18 protein-coding genes are annotated in these 19282 nt (G+C 40.2%); 11 read left to right on the forward strand and 7 right to left on the reverse strand.

The annotated features are described in order from the left end of the window. Positions 1–120: 120 nt before the first annotated feature. Positions 121–1032 carry a D-2-hydroxyacid dehydrogenase gene (locus tag BTN98_RS18890; protein WP_061000587.1) on the reverse strand — a complete coding sequence of 304 codons (912 nt, stop codon included), beginning with the start codon at positions 1030–1032 and terminating at the stop codon, positions 121–123. A gap of 67 nt (positions 1033–1099) precedes the next feature. On the opposite strand from BTN98_RS18890, the gene BTN98_RS18895 reads away from it, so the two are divergent. Both BTN98_RS18895 and brnQ read left to right on the forward strand, forming a co-directional pair. Continuing rightward, positions 1100–1687 (forward strand): YjaG family protein, encoded by a 588-nt coding sequence (locus BTN98_RS18895; RefSeq protein ID WP_061000585.1) that lies wholly within the window; start codon positions 1100–1102, stop codon positions 1685–1687. A 560-nt stretch (positions 1688–2247) separates the two neighbouring features. Continuing rightward, positions 2248–3570 carry a branched-chain amino acid transport system II carrier protein gene (brnQ, locus tag BTN98_RS18900; protein ID WP_061000583.1) on the forward strand — a complete coding sequence of 441 codons (1323 nt, stop codon included), beginning with the start codon at positions 2248–2250 and terminating at the stop codon, positions 3568–3570. A gap of 81 nt (positions 3571–3651) precedes the next feature. On the opposite strand, the gene BTN98_RS18905 is transcribed toward brnQ, so the two are convergent. Continuing rightward, positions 3652–4710, reverse strand: coding sequence for a CNNM domain-containing protein (locus tag BTN98_RS18905; RefSeq protein WP_061000581.1), 1059 nt, complete (start codon positions 4708–4710; stop codon positions 3652–3654). Positions 4711–4938: 228 nt separating this feature from the next. Here BTN98_RS18905 and hupA point away from each other — a divergent pair, with 228 nt between their 5' ends. Further along, positions 4939–5211 (forward strand): nucleoid-associated protein HU-alpha, encoded by a 273-nt coding sequence (hupA, locus tag BTN98_RS18910; protein WP_045032623.1) that lies wholly within the window; start codon positions 4939–4941, stop codon positions 5209–5211. A 44-nt stretch (positions 5212–5255) separates the two neighbouring features. Then, positions 5256–5930, forward strand: a complete 675-nt coding sequence (locus BTN98_RS18915; protein ID WP_061000579.1) for a DUF1481 domain-containing protein — start codon at positions 5256–5258, stop codon at positions 5928–5930. A gap of 71 nt (positions 5931–6001) precedes the next feature. Here the strand turns inward: BTN98_RS18915 and purD are convergent, their stop codons facing one another. Then, a complete protein-coding gene (purD, locus tag BTN98_RS18920) occupies positions 6002–7291 on the reverse strand; it encodes a phosphoribosylamine--glycine ligase (protein ID WP_061000577.1) in 1290 nt (429 codons plus the stop codon). A gap of 104 nt (positions 7292–7395) precedes the next feature. Next, positions 7396–8988 carry a bifunctional phosphoribosylaminoimidazolecarboxamide formyltransferase/IMP cyclohydrolase gene (gene purH, locus BTN98_RS18925; RefSeq protein WP_061000604.1) on the reverse strand — a complete coding sequence of 531 codons (1593 nt, stop codon included), beginning with the start codon at positions 8986–8988 and terminating at the stop codon, positions 7396–7398. 226 nt (positions 8989–9214) lie between these two features. Here purH and zntR point away from each other — a divergent pair, with 226 nt between their 5' ends. Next, the gene (gene zntR / locus BTN98_RS18930; RefSeq protein ID WP_061000576.1) at positions 9215–9685 is read left to right on the forward strand and encodes a Zn(2+)-responsive transcriptional regulator; all 471 of its coding nucleotides are present in this window, start codon (positions 9215–9217) and stop codon (positions 9683–9685) included. Here the strand turns inward: zntR and BTN98_RS18935 are convergent. Further along, positions 9682–9882, reverse strand: coding sequence for a hypothetical protein (locus tag BTN98_RS18935; protein WP_231730737.1), 201 nt, complete (start codon positions 9880–9882; stop codon positions 9682–9684). The two genes, zntR and BTN98_RS18935, sit on opposite strands and share 4 nt — an antisense overlap. A gap of 182 nt (positions 9883–10064) precedes the next feature. Between BTN98_RS18935 and ppnP the strand changes: the two genes are divergently transcribed. Beyond that, on the forward strand, positions 10065–10346 hold the full coding sequence (ppnP, locus tag BTN98_RS18940) for a pyrimidine/purine nucleoside phosphorylase (protein ID WP_061000572.1): 282 nt from the start codon (positions 10065–10067) through the stop codon (positions 10344–10346). A 67-nt stretch (positions 10347–10413) separates the two neighbouring features. Here the strand turns inward: ppnP and malI are convergent, their stop codons facing one another. After that, on the reverse strand, positions 10414–11442 hold the full coding sequence (gene malI, locus BTN98_RS18945) for a Mal regulon transcriptional regulator MalI (protein ID WP_061000571.1): 1029 nt from the start codon (positions 11440–11442) through the stop codon (positions 10414–10416). 283 nt (positions 11443–11725) lie between these two features. Here malI and malX point away from each other — a divergent pair, with 283 nt between their 5' ends. From malX to BTN98_RS18970, 5 genes are all read left to right on the forward strand, one after another. Next, entirely contained in the window at positions 11726–13315 is a 1590-nt protein-coding gene (gene malX, locus BTN98_RS18950; RefSeq protein WP_061000569.1) for a maltose/glucose-specific PTS transporter subunit IIBC, read from the forward strand. A gap of 76 nt (positions 13316–13391) precedes the next feature. Further along, positions 13392–14576: a MalY/PatB family protein gene (locus BTN98_RS18955; RefSeq protein WP_061000566.1), complete on the forward strand. Its 1185-nt coding sequence runs from the start codon at positions 13392–13394 to the stop codon at positions 14574–14576. 552 nt (positions 14577–15128) lie between these two features. Continuing rightward, entirely contained in the window at positions 15129–16430 is a 1302-nt protein-coding gene (locus tag BTN98_RS18960; protein ID WP_061000564.1) for a tyrosine-type recombinase/integrase, read from the forward strand. A 144-nt stretch (positions 16431–16574) separates the two neighbouring features. Then, positions 16575–17618 carry a nucleoid-associated protein gene (locus BTN98_RS18965; RefSeq protein ID WP_061000562.1) on the forward strand — a complete coding sequence of 348 codons (1044 nt, stop codon included), beginning with the start codon at positions 16575–16577 and terminating at the stop codon, positions 17616–17618. Then, positions 17615–18853 (forward strand): hypothetical protein, encoded by a 1239-nt coding sequence (locus BTN98_RS18970; RefSeq protein ID WP_061000560.1) that lies wholly within the window; start codon positions 17615–17617, stop codon positions 18851–18853. The genes BTN98_RS18965 and BTN98_RS18970 overlap by 4 nt, the downstream gene beginning before the upstream one ends. Positions 18854–18877: 24 nt before the next feature. Here BTN98_RS18970 and BTN98_RS18975 read toward each other — a convergent pair. Then, positions 18878–19282, reverse strand: a 405-nt coding sequence (locus tag BTN98_RS18975; protein ID WP_167390214.1) for a YagK/YfjJ domain-containing protein, incomplete at its 5' end; no start/stop codon positions are given.

A 19282-nucleotide genomic window follows, 5' to 3' on the forward strand; every position in this document is an offset into this window, starting at 1 on the left:
TTTTTGTCATTATTTAATGGCCGGTAAAAACAGACATAAGGCGAGTAGGATCTTACTAGGATCGTTATTGTTATCGGAATGTGATTTTGTGATGGTATTAATGCTTAGTGGTCTAATCTATTAATAACCTCTTTTGAAATCAATAAGATATTCAATTTTTTGCTGTTGTTGAAAACGTAAGTAGTTAGCTTTAAATATCGTAAATACTTGTTCAGGGAAGCTTTCTGCTGCGATATGGGGGGTGATGGTGATCTGTGGATGATCCCAAAATGGATGATCTGTTGCTAATGGTTCGTGCTTGAAGACATCTAAAAATGCATGTTGCAGATGATGTTGCTCAAGCGCATTTACTAAATCAGCTTCATTGACACTATTGCCACGACCGACATTGAAAAATAGCACATTTTTGCAATGGCTAAAGTTACCTCGATCAAAAAGATCATTAGTATCAGTGGTTGCAGGCAAGATAGAAACTACATAGTCGGCTTGAGTTAGTGCGTAATCGAGATCGTTGAGATCATAAGTCTGATTAAAATCATCACTGGCGGCGATACCACTGCGATTAACGCCAATGATATGACAGCCAAATACCGCTGCAACCTTAGCAAGGTGCTGGCCGATGGTGCCTGTACCAACAATGACCATGGTTTTGCCTGCGATAGCTTGATATTGGTGTGGTTGCCATTGGTGTTGTTGCTGCTGTAAAGCATAGCGCCAAAAGTGGCGCTGGTAGTTAAGGATTTGACCAATAATATATTCAGCGATCAGTGGTCCAAAGATACCGCGAATATTGGTGAGTTGATAATCTTGCCTCAATTGCGGTTTAATCAGCGCGTCAATGCCTGCATAAGTAGACTGTAGCCACTGTAAATGCGGGTAGTCATTTAAGCTGGTGGCGATCAATGGTGGATCTGCGAGAAGTACTGTTGCTTGGCTGGGATCTTCCGTGATAACCAACTGTGGCAGTTTAGCGGCAGTCAGTAATTGCACATAACGCTGCTGTTGGCGAGAGACGATCTTAATTTTGATCATGCTTTTCCTTTTGTAGCCTTCGTTTATCAAGTAAACTTCAATCTAAATCACTACCGTAGATTATCCCATGCTTAAGAATCCAATCCAGTTACGTTTAGAAAAATTAGAACCTTGGCAACATCTTACCTTTATGGTGTCGTTGTGTGAGCGTATGTATCCGAACTATGCTTTTTTCTGTGCCGAAACACAGTTTACAGATGGTCAACGTTACCGAGTGATCTTAGATAGTGTATGGGAGATCCTGACGGTTAAAAATGCCAAGATTAACTTTGAAAGCCAGCTTGAAAAGTTAGAAGATATGGTCCCTAGTGAAAACGACTACGATTTGTATGCCGTACGTCCTGCGATTGATGCTTGTGTTGCGTTAGCCGATCTTCTACACGCGATGTTGGATCGTGATTTGATGATGGAAACTGTGGTTAAGTTGAGTGCTTTATCTGCTGAAACAGTGGCTGATTTAGAATCGGCTCAAACAGGAATTGAAATCACTAACGATAATCAAAAGCAAAATGAAGCTGTATGCGCTGAGTGGGATACTCAGTGGGAAATTTTCCGTGCGCTAAAAGAAGCTGAAAGCCGTGATATTGATTTAATCAAAGATTTACGTGCTGAGTTACGTGATGAGCCAATCAGTAATATTGGTATTGCATTGTAATTGATCGCTAACGATAACTTCAAGAAGAAGCCAATTGGCTTCTTTTTTTATAGCTATTGTTTGTGAAAATGTTGTCATATTGTTATTTGAGCAGTAACTAATAAATGACATAAGTGCGGAAAAAATTAGATGTTAGGTATTTTTGTTAATAACTTGTTTCATTGCTAATGGTTGTTTATTCTGCTTTTTAAGTTAAAAAACAGTGGTTATGACTGGTTGCTAGGTTAAGTTTACGCCATTCGACTTATTTTATTTTGGCTCTTGTAATTGTATCCCTTCAGCGTTTATAACATAACCACTGCGTAGCACCTAAGCTACGACATTCGTGGTCTGTTGGTTTGAAGGGGGCAAATATGAAATATTCTATCGTAAACACTATTGTATCTTGCCGTATTTCACTAATGGTTGCTGCTTCAAAGCTCTTGCTCTCTCTGAATCTTATTCAGGGCTGACAGGCCATACCCATTTTTCTGTCAGCTTGTGAGCAAGCTGGCAGGATAGACACCATCACCTTTCCCGTCTCGCTTTCTCCAAGCTCCAAGTAATGACCAAGGAATACTATGTTAAGTGCACGCAATATCGCCGCCTTAGGCTTCATGACATTCGCCATGTACTTAGGTGCTGGCAATTTAATTTTTCCTCCTTATTTAGGCTATCAAGCAGGAGATAATTTTCTTAGTGGTATGGCGGGTTTCTTATTAACTGGCGTTGGTTTGCCTGCAATAGCATTAGTGATTGTGGCTTGGGTACGTGGATCTGATAATTTAACCGCGGCATTACCTAAACCGCTAGCGACTGGATTCTGGGTGATGCTGTTTATTGTTATTGGCCCCGCATTTATTATTCCACGTACGATCACTGTTGCTTACCAATTTAGCTTGGCACCATTTATCGGTGATAGTGGCTTGATCCCATTCTCGACGGTATTTTGTTTAGCGGCTATTTTGTTTTCGTTATACCCAGGTAAGTTAGTTGATACGCTAGGAAAGTGGTTAACGCCGATGCTATTAACTATTTTAACGATTATGGCAGTGGTGGCATTGTTATATCCATCTGGTCAGGTAGAGGTCGCATCTGGTCCTTATGCGACAGGTGCAATGGCTGAAGGAATGACCCAAGGCTATATGACTATGGATGCGTTAGGCTCGATTGGTTTTGGTTGGGTGATTTTCAGAGCAATAGAAGGCATGGGGGTTAAATGCCCGAAAGCGATTGCCAAATATACTTTTATTGCTGCTCTAATGTATGCCACAGCGATGGCGTTAGTATATTTATCATTGGCGTATATTGGTGTAACTAGTGCTAATTTAGGCTCAAGCTTTGCTAATGGTGGTGAAATTCTTACTGCGTTTACTAATGCTCACTTTGGTGCTTTTGGAACCATTATTTTAGGTTCGGTGTTAGTGTTAGCCTGTTTAACCACAGCCATTGGTGTCACAACTGCAGGAAGTGAGTTTTATAGCCGTAGCTTTAGTAAAATCACTTACCCTAAAAGTGTGTGGGTGATTATGGTGTTATCAGGTTTGATTGCTAATGTAGGTTTGGCGCAGTTATTAGAAGTGACTTTACCTGTTGTAGTAGCCTTACACCCGATTGCAATTGCGTTGTTATTGATTGCGCCGTTACGTTATCAGTTATCTCAAGTTGCAGTATTAGCCGTCGTTGCAACGGCAACCGTTTTTGGCTGTATTGATGCTGCACATATTTTGGGTGCAATGCCAGCAACGGTTGATAATGCATTAACAGCAAATTTACCGTTATATCATTACTATGCGGGTTGGATTTTACCAACGGTAGCGGTATTGGTGGTTGGCTTGATCGTCAGTCGTATCACGGGTGGACGTTATTGTGTTGATAACAATGCGTCACTTAATCGCAGTTAGCATCAATAATGCCAATAAAAAAGGGACCATCAGGTCCCTTTTTAGATTCTACTTAATATAAAGCAGTTATAATAACGTTAGTTAAATATCGTCATCATTATTTTCAATCATCTTATGCTTTTTCTTCCACTTATCCCAACGTTGATAAGCCAGTTGCTGCATGTCAGTATTTTTATCTGCTTCATCGACGATCTCTTCGCCAACTAAACTTTCAAAAATATCTTCCAGTGTCACTAAGCCTTGTACTGTACCGTATTCATCAACAATCAAAATGAGTTGTGAACGTTCTTGCATTAAACGCTCAAATGCTTTTGGTACGCTTACGTTGTTCATAATCACAGGCAATGGGCGCATGAGCGTGCCGAGCTCCTGGCTACCTTTGCCTGCTTGGCTTTCTGCAAATAGTTCTAAGCGGTGCACAAAGCCAACAATATTATCGCTTTGCTCGCTGAACACTAATGGGCGTGAGAATGGACTACTTTTGTATTTTGCTAAAAATTCGTTGATGGTTTGCTGTGCATTAACGCGGAATAATACCGGTCGTGGCGTCATAATTTTAGTCACGCTCACGTCTTTAAATTGCAGTAGATTCGTTAGAATTTTTGACTCACCTGCGCCTAATTCACCTGACTCATGAGCCAGCATTGCCATTGCTGATAATTCATCGCGTAATTTAGGTTGTACGTGACCGTGGGCTAAACGGCGGGTAATCTGTTCTGAGATCCACACTAATGGCATTAATATAACTACCATCCAGCGTAATAATATTGCACTTGTTGGCGCTAATTGACGCCAGTAAGTTGCACCAATAGTTTTGGGAATGATTTCTGACAGTAATAAAATACCGACGGTTAATGCACCTGAGAAAACACCCAACCACTCACTACCAAAGACAACTGTAGCTTGCGCACCTGCTGTTGCTGCACCGACGGTATGTGCAACGGTGTTAAGGGTTAGAATTGAGGCTAAGGGTCGATCTATATTATCTTTGAGCGCGGCAAGTTTAGCTGCTGCTGGGTGGTTTTGTTGACGTAAAGTGCCGATATATCCCGGCGAAATACTCAATAAAACCGCTTCTAAAACGGAACAAATAAACGACACCCCTATAGCTACAGAGATGTAAATCGTAAGCAGTACCATATCAACCTGTCAATTAATCAGCGAATTTCGGCTATATTAATCGGGGCTAGTGGAAATAAAAACAACTCTTTTTTGAATGTTATTAGTAACATTTTGTGAACTTTAGCTCAGTTTATGGTTAAAGAGTCTCCATTTAGACAGATAAAAGCCGACAAACCTTTGCCACACAGGCTTCTTTTGAATTAGAGTTGGGCGGTATTAAGCCCAAAACCTTAGAAGGGAAACCTAATGAACAAGACCCAACTGATTGACCTGATCGCAGAAAAAGCAGACTTGTCTAAAGCACAAGCAAAATTAGCATTGGAAGCTACTCTTGAAGGCGTTACTGATGCGCTTAAAGATGGTGACCAGGTTCAACTAATTGGCTTTGGTACATTTAAAGTGAATCATCGTGCGGCTCGCACTGGCCGTAACCCACAAACGGGCGCGGAAATTCAAATTGCTGCTGCTAACGTTCCTGCGTTCGTATCTGGCAAAGCACTTAAAGACGCATTAAAGTAATTTAAAATAACGCCAGAATGCCCCACAGCATCTGGCGTTTTTTTATGGTACGTATAACGCTTTCTCTGGTGGTTGCATTTTTACTTACAGGCTGTGCGGCAAGCGACATGGCTGAAAATGCAGTAATTACGCCTAAAACTGTCACGGTTGCTGAAGCTGCAACTGATGGTCCTCATTTTTATTGGTATACCTTCCGTCCTAATCAACCTATAACCCTCAATGAGCGTGTATTTACCTCCAACCTAGGACAATATCAGGCTAGCTATCGTTGGCGCTCAGGAAAGCTGTTTGAGCTCTATCAACAAGGACAACAGCGCATTGATGGCTCTGTTACTCCATTTACATTGCAATTACGGTTTGATAGTGATGGTTTAGCGGTGTTTCAGCGTTATCAGCAAGGACAAACCATTGTGCCATTAACTAATGTGGAAATAGCGAAACAACACCGTCAAGCACTAAGATTGGCGGCTAAAGTTGAGCAACTAAATCAACATCGGTATTCATGGGTGCAAGGGCACTGGCAACAACAGCAGTTTATTCCTTGCCAGCAGCAACAACCAGTTGAAGTTATTGCTCAATCAAACGCTGAAAAATTATCGGGGCAAGGGTATATGGCGGTAAGTGGACAGTTGCAGCAAGGGCAATTAAAGGCTGATGATATTTTATTGCAGCGACCACAGTTACAATGTTTGGTGGCACCTAATTTATTAAAGCAGTAATTGTCGTTGATGGTAGATCAAAAAAACACGCTGATTAAGCGCGTTTTTTGGGTTATGAAGGAACAGTGTGGTTACTGTTGTTCGCGAGCAATAGCGCGGTAACCAATATCATCACGGTGGAACATACCATTCCACGAAATTTGCTTGGCTAACGCATAAGCGCGTTGTTGTGCTTCAAGGACTGAGTCGCCCATTGCGGTTGCACATAATACTCGACCACCATTTGTCACCACATCGCCGTGAGCATTATGCGTAGTACCGGCATGGAATACTTTTTCGCCCGCTGGCTCTGGCTGAGATAAGCCGCTGATAATATCACCTTTGTGGTAATCGCCAGGATAGCCGCCAGCCGCAAGTACGATACCGATAGCCGCCCGTGGATCCCATTTAGATTCGACACTATCTAATTTCTCATCAATTGCAGCTAAACACAGCTCCACTAAATCAGATTGCATCCGTAGCATGATCGGTTGCGTTTCGGGATCACCAAAACGGCAGTTATATTCAATCACTTTAGGAGTGCCATCAGCCATTACCATTAAGCCAGCATAGAGGAACCCGGTATACGGTGCACCTTCTGCTGCCATGCCTTCAACGGTTGGGTAGATCACTTCTTTCATCACCCGATCGTGAATGTCTTGGGTGACGACTGGCGCAGGTGAATATGCACCCATACCGCCAGTATTGAGACCCGTATCGCCATTACCGACGCGTTTATGATCTTGGCTGGTGGCCATTGGTAAGACATTCTTACCATCAACCATCACGATGAAACTTGCTTCTTCACCGTCAAGGAACTCTTCGATAACCACACGGTGACCCGCTTCACCAAACGCATTACCAGCGAGCATATCGCGCACGGCATCTTCGGCTTCTTGTACTGTCATCGCAACAATTACGCCTTTACCTGCGGCTAAGCCATCGGCTTTGATTACAATTGGTGCACCTTTTTGCTTTAAGTAAGCAAGAGCGGGTTCGATTTCAGTAAAATTTTGGTATTCAGCGGTTGGAATATTGTGACGGGCTAAAAAGTCTTTGGTAAAAGCTTTAGAACCTTCAAGCTGGGCTGCGGCTTGAGTCGGACCAAAAATGGCTAATCCTGCAGCACGAAACGCATCGACAACGCCAATCACTAAAGGTACTTCTGGGCCAACAATGGTCAGTTCAATATGATTTTTTTGTGCAAATGAGACTAAAGATGCAATATCTTCAACACTGATATCGACATTTTCTAATTTTGGTTCCAGTGCAGTGCCTGCATTACCAGGCGCGATGAAAACTGTCTCAACTTGTGGGTTTTGTGCCGCTTTCCAACCTAATGCGTGTTCACGGCCACCGTTACCAATGATCAGTACTTTCATTGTTAATCCTTATTGCTTTACGCTAAATACTTAAAAATCTCTACTCTTTACACTAAAGAGCAGAGACTAAATCGACATTGCTTGGTCACTAAAGTAATAACAACTTAGTGGCGGAAATGACGCATACCTGTAAATACCATCGCCATGCCATGCTCATCAGCAGCGGCAATTACTTCATCGTCACGCATTGAACCGCCAGGTTGAATAACACAGGTAATGCCAGCTTCTGCTGCAGCATCAATACCATCACGGAATGGGAAGAACGCATCAGAGGCCATAACGCTACCAGCCACTTCTAGGTTTTCGTCAGCGGCTTTAATACCCGCAATTTTGGCAGAATAAACGCGGCTCATTTGACCAGCACCGACACCGATAGTCATATTGCCTTTAGCGTAAACAATCGCGTTCGATTTGACGTATTTCGCCACTTTCCAACAAAATAGCACATCACGTAGTTCGTCAGTTGTTGGCTGGCGCTTTGATACCACAGTGAGATCATCAACCGATACCATGCCTTGGTCACGATCTTGAACCAATAACCCACCATTGACACGTTTAACATCAAAACCTGTGGTTTTAGTCGACCATTGGCCACACTCAAGCAGGCGTAAATTTTTCTTGGCTGCGATAATGGCTGTTGCTTGTGGTGAGACTTTAGGCGCAATGATCACTTCAACAAATTGACGATCAACGATAGCTTGTGCGGTTGCCGCATCAAGTTCACGGTTAAAAGCAATAATGCCGCCAAAGGCTGAAGTAGGATCGGTTTTATAAGCGCGATCGTAAGCTTCAAGCAGATTATCACCAAGTGCAACCCCACATGGATTAGCATGTTTGACAATCACACAAGCTGGAAGATCAAACTCTTTGACGCACTCAAGTGCTGCATCGGTATCTGCGATATTGTTGTAAGACAGTGCTTTGCCTTGCAGTTGAGTCGCGGTTGCCACAGACGCTTCTTGTGGGTTGGCTTCAACATAGAATGCCGCTGCCTGGTGACTGTTTTCACCGTAGCGCATATCTTGCTTTTTCTCGAACTGTTGATTGAAGGTTCGTGGGAATTTTGACTCTTGATCACCTTCTTTATTGTCGCCGTAAGAAGGCACCATAGTACCGAAATAGTTGGCAATCATACCGTCGTAAGCTGCAGTATGTTCAAAAGCCGAAATAGCAAGATCAAAACGCGTTGCATGGGTTAATGAGCCATCATTGGCGCTCATTTCAGTAAGGACGCGATCATAATCGTTAGCATTAACCACAATCGTTACGTCTTTGTGGTTTTTAGCGGCTGAGCGCACCATCGTTGGTCCGCCGATATCAATATTTTCGACTGCGTCTTCTAAGCTACAGTTTGGATTAGCAACGGTTGCAGCGAAGGGGTAGAGATTAACTACAACCATATCAATAGGGTTAATACCGTGTTGTGCCATCACTGCATCATCGATGCCGCGGCGGCCTAAAACACCACCATGTACTTTAGGGTGAAGGGTTTTTACGCGGCCATCCATCATTTCAGGAAAACCGGTGTAGTCGGAAACTTCAGTGACTTGAATGTTCTGCTCTGCAAGTAAACGCGCGGTACCACCTGTAGATAAAATTTCTATGCCGCGATTGGCAAGGGCGTGAGCGAATTCAACAATACCTGTTTTGTCTGATACGCTTAGCAGCGCACGGCGAATAGGACGAACGTTTTCCATTGCTACCATCTCTCTAATACACAGTGAATAGGATATTTTCCAACGCCAATCTCAGCCGGATTAGATTGGCGTTGGGAAATATCCTCGGCTAGAATCGAGCAAAGCCAAGAATTAGTGAACGATATGTTTCAATCTGATGCCTATTCTACATGAATATTCACATTGCGCAAACGTTTGCTATTTGAGGGTGATCACTGACATATCGAGTAAGTGAAAGGGCGTAGGAATGTACTTAATTGGGCAGTTAGCAAAATTATGTAATGTCAGTAGTGATACATTACGTTTTTATGAAAAGAATGGTTTGATTGAGCCAGCGGGCCGCAGTGACAGTGGTTATCGCCTTTATAGTGAAGATAATTTATCACGGGTTAAATTTATCTTACGGGCGAAAGCGATAGGGTTAAGTCTAGGTGAAATCTGTGAATTGCTTGATATTCGACTTGAAGCTAGTCAGCACAGTTGTGCTGAAGTAAAAGCAATCACTCAAGCTAAATTGAATGAAGTTGATAGTAAAATCGCTGAACTACAGCGGATTCGAGGTGCATTAAAAAAAATCAATGATGCTTGTTGTGGTCATCGTAATGATGATGCCAGTCATTGCTCGATTCTGGGGGCATTAAATGACAGTGATGATATGACCAATCCCGCAGTAACACCTGAGCCTTGTAGTTCAGGACAATGCCATTGTGATCATTAATCACTGGTCGCTTGTTTGACATTTTCAATCACATCTTTAGTGGTATCACGAAAGAAATGACCAGTTGCTTTGGTTGCATCACGTGTTGCATGACCAACTTCAGTTAAACCTTGTTTCATGTCTTGTTTGTTTTGAGTTGAACATCCAGCAACAGCAACGATGCTAAAAACCATGGCAGCGATAGTGATTTTTTTCAATGTAAATGACTCCATAAATAATAATGATTGCTAGTGTAGCGTTTTTTAGTGCAGATCTAAGTCAAAATCAGGTTAGTTCGTCATATTTTTGACGAGTATTTTTCGTTAGGGGTTCATTTAAATTTGTGATAGTTTCAGGGCTTCGAAAATTTGCTTTACCCGTTTAGCAATAAGGAAATTCAATGTTAAAAGTGAATGAATATTTTGATGGCCAAGTAAAATCAATTGGCTTTGAATCTGCAGGTGATCATGCCAGTGTTGGTGTAATGGTTGCGGGTGAATATACTTTTTCGACAGCTGCCCCTGAGCGTATGACGGTAGTGAAAGGCGAACTTACCGTAAAATTACCGGGCCATGTTGATTGGGAAACCTATGGTGCAGGTGATGATTTTGAAGTCCCTGGCGATAGCGCATTCCACGTTAAAGTGACGAAGACGACTGCTTACTTATGTGACTACTTATAAGCCACCTCGAGCAGATTTGTTTGTAAAAAAAGCTTCGTTATTGACGAAGCTTTTTTATGGGGTGCATTTAAGCAGAGTCGCGACAGATAAGCTGTGGCGCAAGTATTAAACGTTGAGTTATGCCATCATCACTTTTCATTCGAGCAAGTAAACGTTGGCCTGCTTGCTGGCCGATTTTTCTGATTGGTGAGCTGACAACGGTCAGTGATGGTTGGCTCAATGTGGCTTCAACAATATCATCAAAGCTAATAATCGCCACTTGCTGATCAATATAATTATCTTTACCCACACTTTTTCCGCTGCGCTTAACACCGTATATCGCTCCAAGTGCAATAGTTGGATTATGGCACAAGATAGCGGTTATCTTAGGGTGTTGGGTCAACAGTTGCTGTACCGTTGCAGCAGCATGGATTTGGTTATTATCTCCTTCTACTATCCATTCATTTTTAAACGGTAATCCGTATTGCATCAGGGTGGTACCAAAGCCGCCAAGCCGTTCTGCGCGAGTTAAAGATTCACCGGAACCACCGACGTAGGCAATATGGCGATGGCCTTGTTCAATCAGATATTTACTCGCCACTACCGCTGCTTGGTGGTTATCTGGGCCGATATAATCCACCTCATTATTCACTGTCGCTCGAGCCAAACAAACAGCAGGGATACCTGCTTGCTGTGCCATTGCAATCACTGTTGCAGTAGCTTCTCTTACGGGACTAAAGGCAATGCCTGCAACACCTTGTTGAATCATTGATTGTACACATTGGATTAACTTGTGTGGGTTGCGATTAGATTGAGCCAAAAATAATAAATAGCCTTGTTGCTCTAGCTGTTCGCTTATACCAGCGGTAATTTCAGTATAAAAGGGATCGGTAATATCTGTTAATACCAAGCCAATTAAGTTTGAGTGGGAAGTGCGTAAATTAGCTGCGGCGGTATTACGAACATAGCCCAATGCAGTAACCGCTTGGTTTACTTTATCAATGGTTGCGGTAGATATACGGCCTTTGTTACTGAGCACTAACGAGACAGTAGAGACAGATACATCAGCATAGGCTGCGACATCAGTTATTTTTATTTTGGGTGTCTTAGTCGCCATAGAAGATGGATCCTATTCATTGAGTTGCATTTAAAAACGTTATGCTGATTGCAATTATTCTAACAGCATCACAAATTTGGAAATGGGTGCTAGCACACTATATTTCCGTGATCTTGCTAGCGATAAAGTTGGGTAAAACGTTTTATCATTTGCTGCGTAATTTATCAAAAGCGTTGGCAGAAGTCTTGAGCTCATCTTTGTCGACGTTTTTTTTCAATAAAGAGCTAAAACGATTTACCTCTTTATTATCGACGTTGAATGTCTCGTTAGTGAGTGACTCATTATGGCTAAATCTGCACCAAAATCCGCACCTAAGACGACACTGTGGGAATTTTTCCAAAGTTTAGGCAAAACCTTTATGCTGCCGGTCGCATTGTTGGCGTTCTCGGGGATTTTATTGGGGATCGGTAGTTCATTATCGAGTGCCGCAGTAAAAGAAAGCATGCCATTTTTAGATAACACCCTGTTGCAATTACTGTTTATGTGGATGACTAAAATTGGTTTAGTTGCCTTTATTTATCTGCCAATAATGTTTGCTGTTGCGATTCCATTAGGATTAGCGCGTGAAGAAAAAGGCGTGGCAGCGTTTGCGGGTTTTGTTGGTTATTCCGCTTTAAATCTCTCGATCAATTTTTATTTAACCGTTGCAGGGGTGATTGGTAACCCAACCGAAGAGAAGGCTTATGGGGTTAAATTAATCCTTGGGGTCGAATCGATTGATACTGGTATTTTGGGCGCGGTAATTGTAGGTATTATTGTTGCTAAACTGCATGCTCGTTTTTATACCTATAAGATGCCTGATGCGTTAGCTTTCTTTGGTGGTGCGCGTTTTGTGCCGATTATTTCAACCTTAGTTTTGGGTGTGGTTGGTTTGATCGTACCTCTAGTATGGCCTTATTTTGCGATGGGTATTGCTGGAATTGGTAATTTAATCTCTCATGCCGGTCCGTTTGGCCCATTCTTATTTGGTACTGGCGAGCGCTTATTATTACCGTTTGGCTTACATCACGTTTTAGTTGCTTTGGTACGTTTTACTGAGGCTGGTGGTTCGTTAGAAGTGTGTGGGAAAACAGTCAGTGGCGCACTGAATATTTTCTATTCTGAGTTGGCTTGTCCAACCTCTCAAGGCTTCTCTGGCTCTGCAACTGCTTTTTTATCTCAAGGTAAAATGCCAGTGTTCTTAGGTGGTTTACCTGGCGCAGCGCTGGCGATGTACCATTGTGCACGTGTTGAAAATCGTGGAAAAGTGAAAGCGTTATTATTATCAGGCGTGATCGCTTGTATTATCGGTGGCATTACCGAGCCGTTAGAGTTCTTGTTCTTGTTTGTTGCTCCTGCGCTATATGTTGTGCATGCCATTTTAACTGGCCTTGGCTTTATGGTGATGGGTTTATTGGGCGTGACGATTGGTAATACTGACGGCAACATTATCGACTTCTTAATTTTTGGTGTGCTGCAAGGTACGGCAACAAAATGGTATTTAGTGCCCATGGTTGCTGCAATTTGGTTTGTGGTTTATTACAGCGTGTTCCGGTTTGCAATCACTCGTTTTAATCTTAAAACCCCAGGCCGTGAGGTTGAAACTAAAGATGCACTGGCGTTTGCGGTTACAGGTGAAAAAACGACGGGTTATAAAGGTGATATTATTTTAGCGGCATTAGGTGGTGCGGATAATTTAGTGTCACTTGATAACTGTATTACCCGTTTACGTTTGTCAGTTAATGATATGAGTCTAGTCAATGATGCGGTGTTAAAAGCCAATGGTGCTTTAGGGGTTGTGAAACTTGATGATCATAATCTGCAAGTGGTGATTGGACCTCAAGTCCATATGGTGAAAAACGAAATTCAAGGGTTGCTACCCGTTAGCGCATAATAAAATGGGCGGAGCTTACGGCTCCGCTTTTTTTTGATGTTTATATTGTTTTGACTTGGTTTTTTTCGAGGTTGTTATGTTTGATTTTTCTACGCCTGTTAACCGTTATGGTACTTATTGTACTCAATGGGATTATGTTGCAGATCGGTTTGGCTGTGATGATTTATTACCGTTTACGATTTCAGATATGGATTTTGCAGTAGCCCCTTGTATTCAACAAGCACTCTCAACACGATTAGATCATGCGGTGTTTGGTTATAGTCGATGGAACCATGCGGATTTTAAAGATGCCATTAGTGGTTGGTTCCTACGTCGCTATCACAGCAATATTGATCCTAATAGTATTGTTTATGGACCGTCTGTGATTTATATCATTTCGCAGCTGGTGCAGTTATGGACTGAAGTGGGTGATGGCGTATTGGTTCATACGCCAGCTTATGATGCGTTTGCCAATATGCTCAGTGCTAATCAGCGCCAGTTGTTAACTAGTCCATTATTGAAAACCCAAGCCGGTAGCTATGAGATTGATTGGCCACAGTTTGAGGCCCAAGCGGCGCGATCTGAATGTAAGGTGTTGTTATTATGCAGCCCTCAAAATCCAACCGGACGGGTATGGACGCGTGATGAACTCGAGCGTATGGCTCTGATTTGTCATCAATATGGTGTGAAGGTGATTTCTGATGATATTCATATGGACATTGCCTTTAGTGATTATATTCCATGGTCACAAGTTGCCATTGATCAAGAGTGGGCTTTAGTTTCTTCAGCGTCTAAATCTTTTAATATTCCCGCACTGACAGGTGCGTATGCAGTGATTGCTGAACAATGTACCCAGCAAGGGTATTTAACCCAACTTAAAGCTGCTCATGGGCTGTCATCACCTTCTATTCTCGGCGTTATCGGTCATATTGCAGCTTACAATGACGGTGAAGCGTGGCTGGTAAGCCTTAAGGATTATCTGCATGGTAATTTAGAGTATGTGGCCGAACAATTAAATCAGGCTTTTCCTGAACTCAATTACCAAGTGCCACAAGGAACTTATTTAGCTTGGATTGATTTAAATCCACTGCAGATTGATATGGATGCATTACAACAATTATTGATTAATGATCATCACGTCGCCATCATGCGTGGAGATACATATGGTGTTGAGGGTGTTGGCTATGTGCGTTTAAATGTAGGTTGTCCTCGCAGTAAGGTTGAGATTGGTGTTGCGGCATTGATAGCGGCACTACACCAACTAATCGATAGTAATAAGTGAATAAATAGCAGAATTAATGCTATTTATTAAGATTGCGCTTCAGCTATTCCTTTTTAGTATTTTGTCATATGGTTGTTATCGTTACTCGAGTATGATTAGTGTATTGTCAACTCAATAGAGAGCTTGCCACATGCCTAAGTGCGATAACTGTCAATCTTATGATATAGAAAGAATACATCGAAAATTTTACCAACGTTTATTGATTAAACGAGTAAAGCTCTGTAACGAGTGCGGTCATATACATAAGCATTTTAAGTATACGTTTTTAAATAAATCAGAACGTTAATTTTTCTGATGTACTTCAAGCCGTAAACATATTCTTTAGTATTTAACTGCGATGGTGATTGAAAGCATTATTTAGCAATAAAGAAAAAAGCCCATTTCATCGTGATGATGAAATGGGCTTTTTTACAATCATTAAACCAATATGGTCTAGTTCATGCCGTAGAGACTGATTTATATTATTTTAGTGTTCGCTGTCGTTTGTTATTGTTTTTTAGTGATAATTAAATTTGATAACTTTCAAATGGTTATGCATATTAAGGTTCATTGATGTTAGCGGAAGTTTTTTCCCGTTTAACAAAATTAGTGTATCAATTTGTGTATCAAATAGAGGTTATGATGGCGAGTGTAAATAAATTATCAGATGCTTATTTAAGGTCTATTCATAATAAACCCTATTCAGGAAAGACAGTGGTGTCTGATGGTTTAGGGTTAACTGTCCGTATTTCTCCAAAAGGTCATATAAGTTGGCTGTATCGTTATCGTCTTAGTGGATATAACTCTAATCCTCAATCAGTAAGGCTAGGTAATTATCCTGAAATTTCATTGAAGCAAGCTCGGGAAATAAGAGATTCATATCGCTCATGGGTAATGAGTGGAAATGATCCTAAGATTGAGTTGAAAATGAAATTGCAAAAGCAATTGACGTCAGTAACAGTAAAAGATGCTTTAGAGTATTGGCTGGTGGAATATGCGCAGTTTCATCGAAAGAATGTTAGTAAGAATTGCGCACAATTTAATCGTCATATTTATCCATATATTGGTGATTTACCATTAGAACGTGTTGAAACAATTCATTGGCTTGAATGTTTTGATCGGATAAATCACGGGATACCTAAAAAACGTCAACCAGCTCCCGTTGCTGCGGGGCAAGTATTCCAAGCTGCAAAACAAGCACTAATTTTTTGTCGTAAGCGTGGTTATGCCACCAGTCATGTATTAGATGATTTAACTATTTCAGATGTAGGAAAGAAAGAGGCTAAGCGCGATAGGGTATTAACAGATATTGAATTACAAGATGTGAGTAATTTTTGTGAATTAATCAGTACACCTGTTTATTATCAAAGGCTTATTAAGCTATTAGTTGTTTTTGGTGCTCGTACCCAAGAAATTCGTTTATCACAATGGCATGAATGGGATTTTGATAATGGGTTATGGACAGTGCCAAAGTCAAATAGTAAAACGAGTGAAAAGATAACACGACCTATTCCTGATGAATTGAGAGCGTGGTTATTAGCATTAAAAGCACAAACTCAAAAGTCTGGCTATATTTTGGGAAGCTTGAAAACGGCTGAGAATGTCAGTCAATATGGTCGTAGGCTTTGGACTAAATTTGGTCATAAGGAAAAGTGGACGTTACATGACCTACGACGCACTATGGCAACAAAATTAAATGATTTAGGTGTATTGCCTCATATCGTGGAACATTTATTAGGGCATAGTGTTGCTGGTGTTGCTGGTATTTATAATCGAAGTGAGTATGTATTGGAGAAAACCAAAGCCTTAAAGTGTTGGTTATATTTTTTATATAAAGGGGAAATTTCAACACAAAATGATTGTTATAAAAAATAACTATATGTGTTAAGGAATATCATCATTATAGATTAAGTAATAAAAGCCAAGTCACAATATTATGCTTTTATTGGTCGGGGATAACTTAGAGCCTAATTTTTATAATATTATACGCCTATTACCTCATATCTATTAAGCGGCTCAATGTCTGCAAAATTAAACAATTTAACTATATCGTCAATTGTTCGTGATACTACAAATTTTGCGGTGGCAAAAGAACCAATTGTGAATGATGTTAGTGGCTTTTCTGAATCGATTGTAAGCAAGCTTACAACGCTATTTAATACAACTGGACTTCGAACTGGTCGGTTTACTGATGCACCTAAGGCTAAATTCTCTCTCGATCTATTTAACCACCTAAAATTAGATACTCTGGAAATTGATGATTTTTCTATTTTCGCTAAAGGTTTAGGTCGAATTCTAGCTGATGAATTGAATACAAACCAAGCTAAACAAGCAAAGGATGGATTCCTTCTTATTTATGATTATTCTGTGGAGAATAATGATACTGAAGATAAATATTTATGTGTTGTTTTTTTGCATAGAATGAATGGGGTCAATATTAGTGAAAAGCTAACGCTTGAAGATATCGAGCAAATTAATATTGACTCGCTAAATTTAGGTGCTCGAATTTCATTACAAGCTTTTGGCAAAGAAGAGGACGATCTTGATGAGCGTTCAATTTTATTTAAGATTGGTCGGGGATCAGAAGTAAGGGTTTATTTTCAAAACTTTATTGGGTGTGATGAACCAAGTGATGCAAAATTTGAAAGTGCTAACCTTTTAAGGGCTATAGAGTTTGTATGTAAAAAAATCCAACTCAATGAAGAGGATAGTTTAAGTATAACTGATAAGGTTTCATCGTATTGTAAAGGTTTAATACAAAATGGTGAGCATCAGGCAGAACTGAAAAATCTAGCATCTTATGCGTTTACAAATGCTGAACATGCGGAAATTTTTATACAAATAGCGCAAGAAACTTATAAGCTAAGTGAATATGTTGGGTTGGATAAATCTGTAATTAATAAATATGGAGATATTATAGCTAAAACTGATAAGTATCGGTTTACGATTAAAAAAAGTGCTATACATGATGCTGTTAAGTGGGACTCAAATACAGAGGAGTTAACGATTAGCCAGTTGCCTGAAGAAACCAAACAGCAGTTGAATAATTTATTTTCTAGATGATGAATGTAAACGAGATACTGACCTTTTTAAATAAGGTAAATGCAACGTGGGATGATAAACAAGAATGTTTGTCAGGAACTCTTACAATTGATGATCAAACTATAAGCGATTTAAATATCGCTTATAAAAATAAATTAATTGATGAGATGGTTACTATTGAAGGCGATCCTCTTGAGCGAAAAGTGTCGCGAATTCCGTCTAAAATTGACGGAAAAATAGTAAGTTGCAAGATTTTCGACTTGATAGGTGATATAAATATTTATCCATCGGTAGATAAGGTAGCTATAGAACGTCCTGTTCATCCACCAGCGAGAATGCTTATTTTCAATGCTACAGAATGTCTTATTTATGATAGAGAAAATAAAGAGTTAGAGTACACTGGTAAACTTAAACATTATATCAATATTACTAGTGTTTGGGATTCACTATCAAAATGTGCAGATGATGAAAGAGATGGTCAATTAACCTTTTTATATCGAAAAAAGGTAGATATATTTTCTAAATATCCAGTTGAGGCTCTTGATATAGAGTTTGATGGTTTAGAACGACTTATTCGTACGCTAAATGATTTAGATAGTGATGCCCATAAAGACGCTAAATGCCATATCCTTCAAAATGCACTTTTTCGCTTATTGAATCATGTAGAATCCAGTAAACGCTTTGGTTATTTACTTGAGAATTTTACTAAGTTTTCAATTAATTTTGATGATGCTTATCATGCCTATGTGGTTGGTTTTTCTTTTGATGATTTACGTAAAGAATACGAAGAAAAACATCGCGAATATATGGTCAAAATTAATGATTTAATATCATCTTCATTAGTAAGAGCTTTAATGATTCCTTCTGCGCTCTATTTAACGGCTACTAGAACGCAAGCAATATTTACTAGTAAAGACTTATCTAAAGGATTGGAAGCTACAATTGTTAATGTTGGTATTGGCATTGCTTCTATAATCGTTTGTGTTGTATTTGCCTTTTTAATTTCCAATGAAAAGCAGTCATTAACGTCTATTAAATTAGAGTTTAATAGCTTAATGGGACGCCTCGAGGATAAAAGCCCTCAAGCATTTGGGACAATTAAAGAGTTTCGTGAAAATGTTCGTAATCGCTTGTTGTTAGCTCGTACTTGCTTCAAGACATTGTCAGTTTTTAATTATTTAGCTGCATTGATTTCTATAATTTGGGTAGTAGTAAGGTTTATACCTGAAAGCTATTTATTTAATGTTTTTATGTAGTCTAGTTATTGAGAGAATAGAATCTTATTTTTTCTTAGGTAGTCTCTTGTAGCTATAACTCTTGATATGTGTGCTGTGTAATCCTTTAGTAGCTTTTTTAGCAAGGTAGCTAAGCCTACATATAACTTCTTGCTGAGATGCTCCTGAATCGGCTTGTAGGCGCTTAGATATGTAGTAATTATTATCAGGTATTGATAGTGTTCCATCAAACTGCTCACACCACAGCTGTTTTGCTAGAGCTAGTATTCCATAAGAACTATTTACCTTATCTTCATTGAGCCATAGGACACAGTGGTAATGTGGCTTATCTGATGTACTTTGCTCTCTGACCCATAAATAACCAATGTGACCTAATTTTATTGCAGGGTCATTATCTATGTAGTGTTTCTTTAAATAAGGGATAAGCGCTGTGAAGAAAGTAAGCGCATC

The sequence above is a fragment of the Photobacterium aquimaris genome, from assembly GCF_002954455.1.
In the GTDB taxonomy this organism is placed as follows: Bacteria; Pseudomonadota; Gammaproteobacteria; order Enterobacterales; family Vibrionaceae; genus Photobacterium; species Photobacterium aquimaris.

Coding starts and splice junctions, on each gene's coding strand:
- BTN98_RS18890 (WP_061000587.1), bottom strand. CDS start 1,032: ATGATCAAAATTAAGATCGTCTCTCGCCAACAGCAGCGTTATGTGCAA.
- BTN98_RS18895 (WP_061000585.1), top strand. CDS start 1,100: ATGCTTAAGAATCCAATCCAGTTACGTTTAGAAAAATTAGAACCTTGG.
- brnQ (WP_061000583.1), top strand. CDS start 2,248: ATGTTAAGTGCACGCAATATCGCCGCCTTAGGCTTCATGACATTCGCC.
- BTN98_RS18905 (WP_061000581.1), bottom strand. CDS start 4,710: ATGGTACTGCTTACGATTTACATCTCTGTAGCTATAGGGGTGTCGTTT.
- hupA (WP_045032623.1), top strand. CDS start 4,939: ATGAACAAGACCCAACTGATTGACCTGATCGCAGAAAAAGCAGACTTG.
- BTN98_RS18915 (WP_061000579.1), top strand. CDS start 5,256: ATGGTACGTATAACGCTTTCTCTGGTGGTTGCATTTTTACTTACAGGC.
- purD (WP_061000577.1), bottom strand. CDS start 7,291: ATGAAAGTACTGATCATTGGTAACGGTGGCCGTGAACACGCATTAGGT.
- purH (WP_061000604.1), bottom strand. CDS start 8,988: ATGGAAAACGTTCGTCCTATTCGCCGTGCGCTGCTAAGCGTATCAGAC.
- zntR (WP_061000576.1), top strand. CDS start 9,215: ATGTACTTAATTGGGCAGTTAGCAAAATTATGTAATGTCAGTAGTGAT.
- ppnP (WP_061000572.1), top strand. CDS start 10,065: ATGTTAAAAGTGAATGAATATTTTGATGGCCAAGTAAAATCAATTGGC.
- malI (WP_061000571.1), bottom strand. CDS start 11,442: ATGGCGACTAAGACACCCAAAATAAAAATAACTGATGTCGCAGCCTAT.
- malX (WP_061000569.1), top strand. CDS start 11,726: ATGGCTAAATCTGCACCAAAATCCGCACCTAAGACGACACTGTGGGAA.
- BTN98_RS18955 (WP_061000566.1), top strand. CDS start 13,392: ATGTTTGATTTTTCTACGCCTGTTAACCGTTATGGTACTTATTGTACT.
- BTN98_RS18960 (WP_061000564.1), top strand. CDS start 15,129: ATGTTAGCGGAAGTTTTTTCCCGTTTAACAAAATTAGTGTATCAATTT.
- BTN98_RS18965 (WP_061000562.1), top strand. CDS start 16,575: ATGTCTGCAAAATTAAACAATTTAACTATATCGTCAATTGTTCGTGAT.
- BTN98_RS18970 (WP_061000560.1), top strand. CDS start 17,615: ATGATGAATGTAAACGAGATACTGACCTTTTTAAATAAGGTAAATGCA.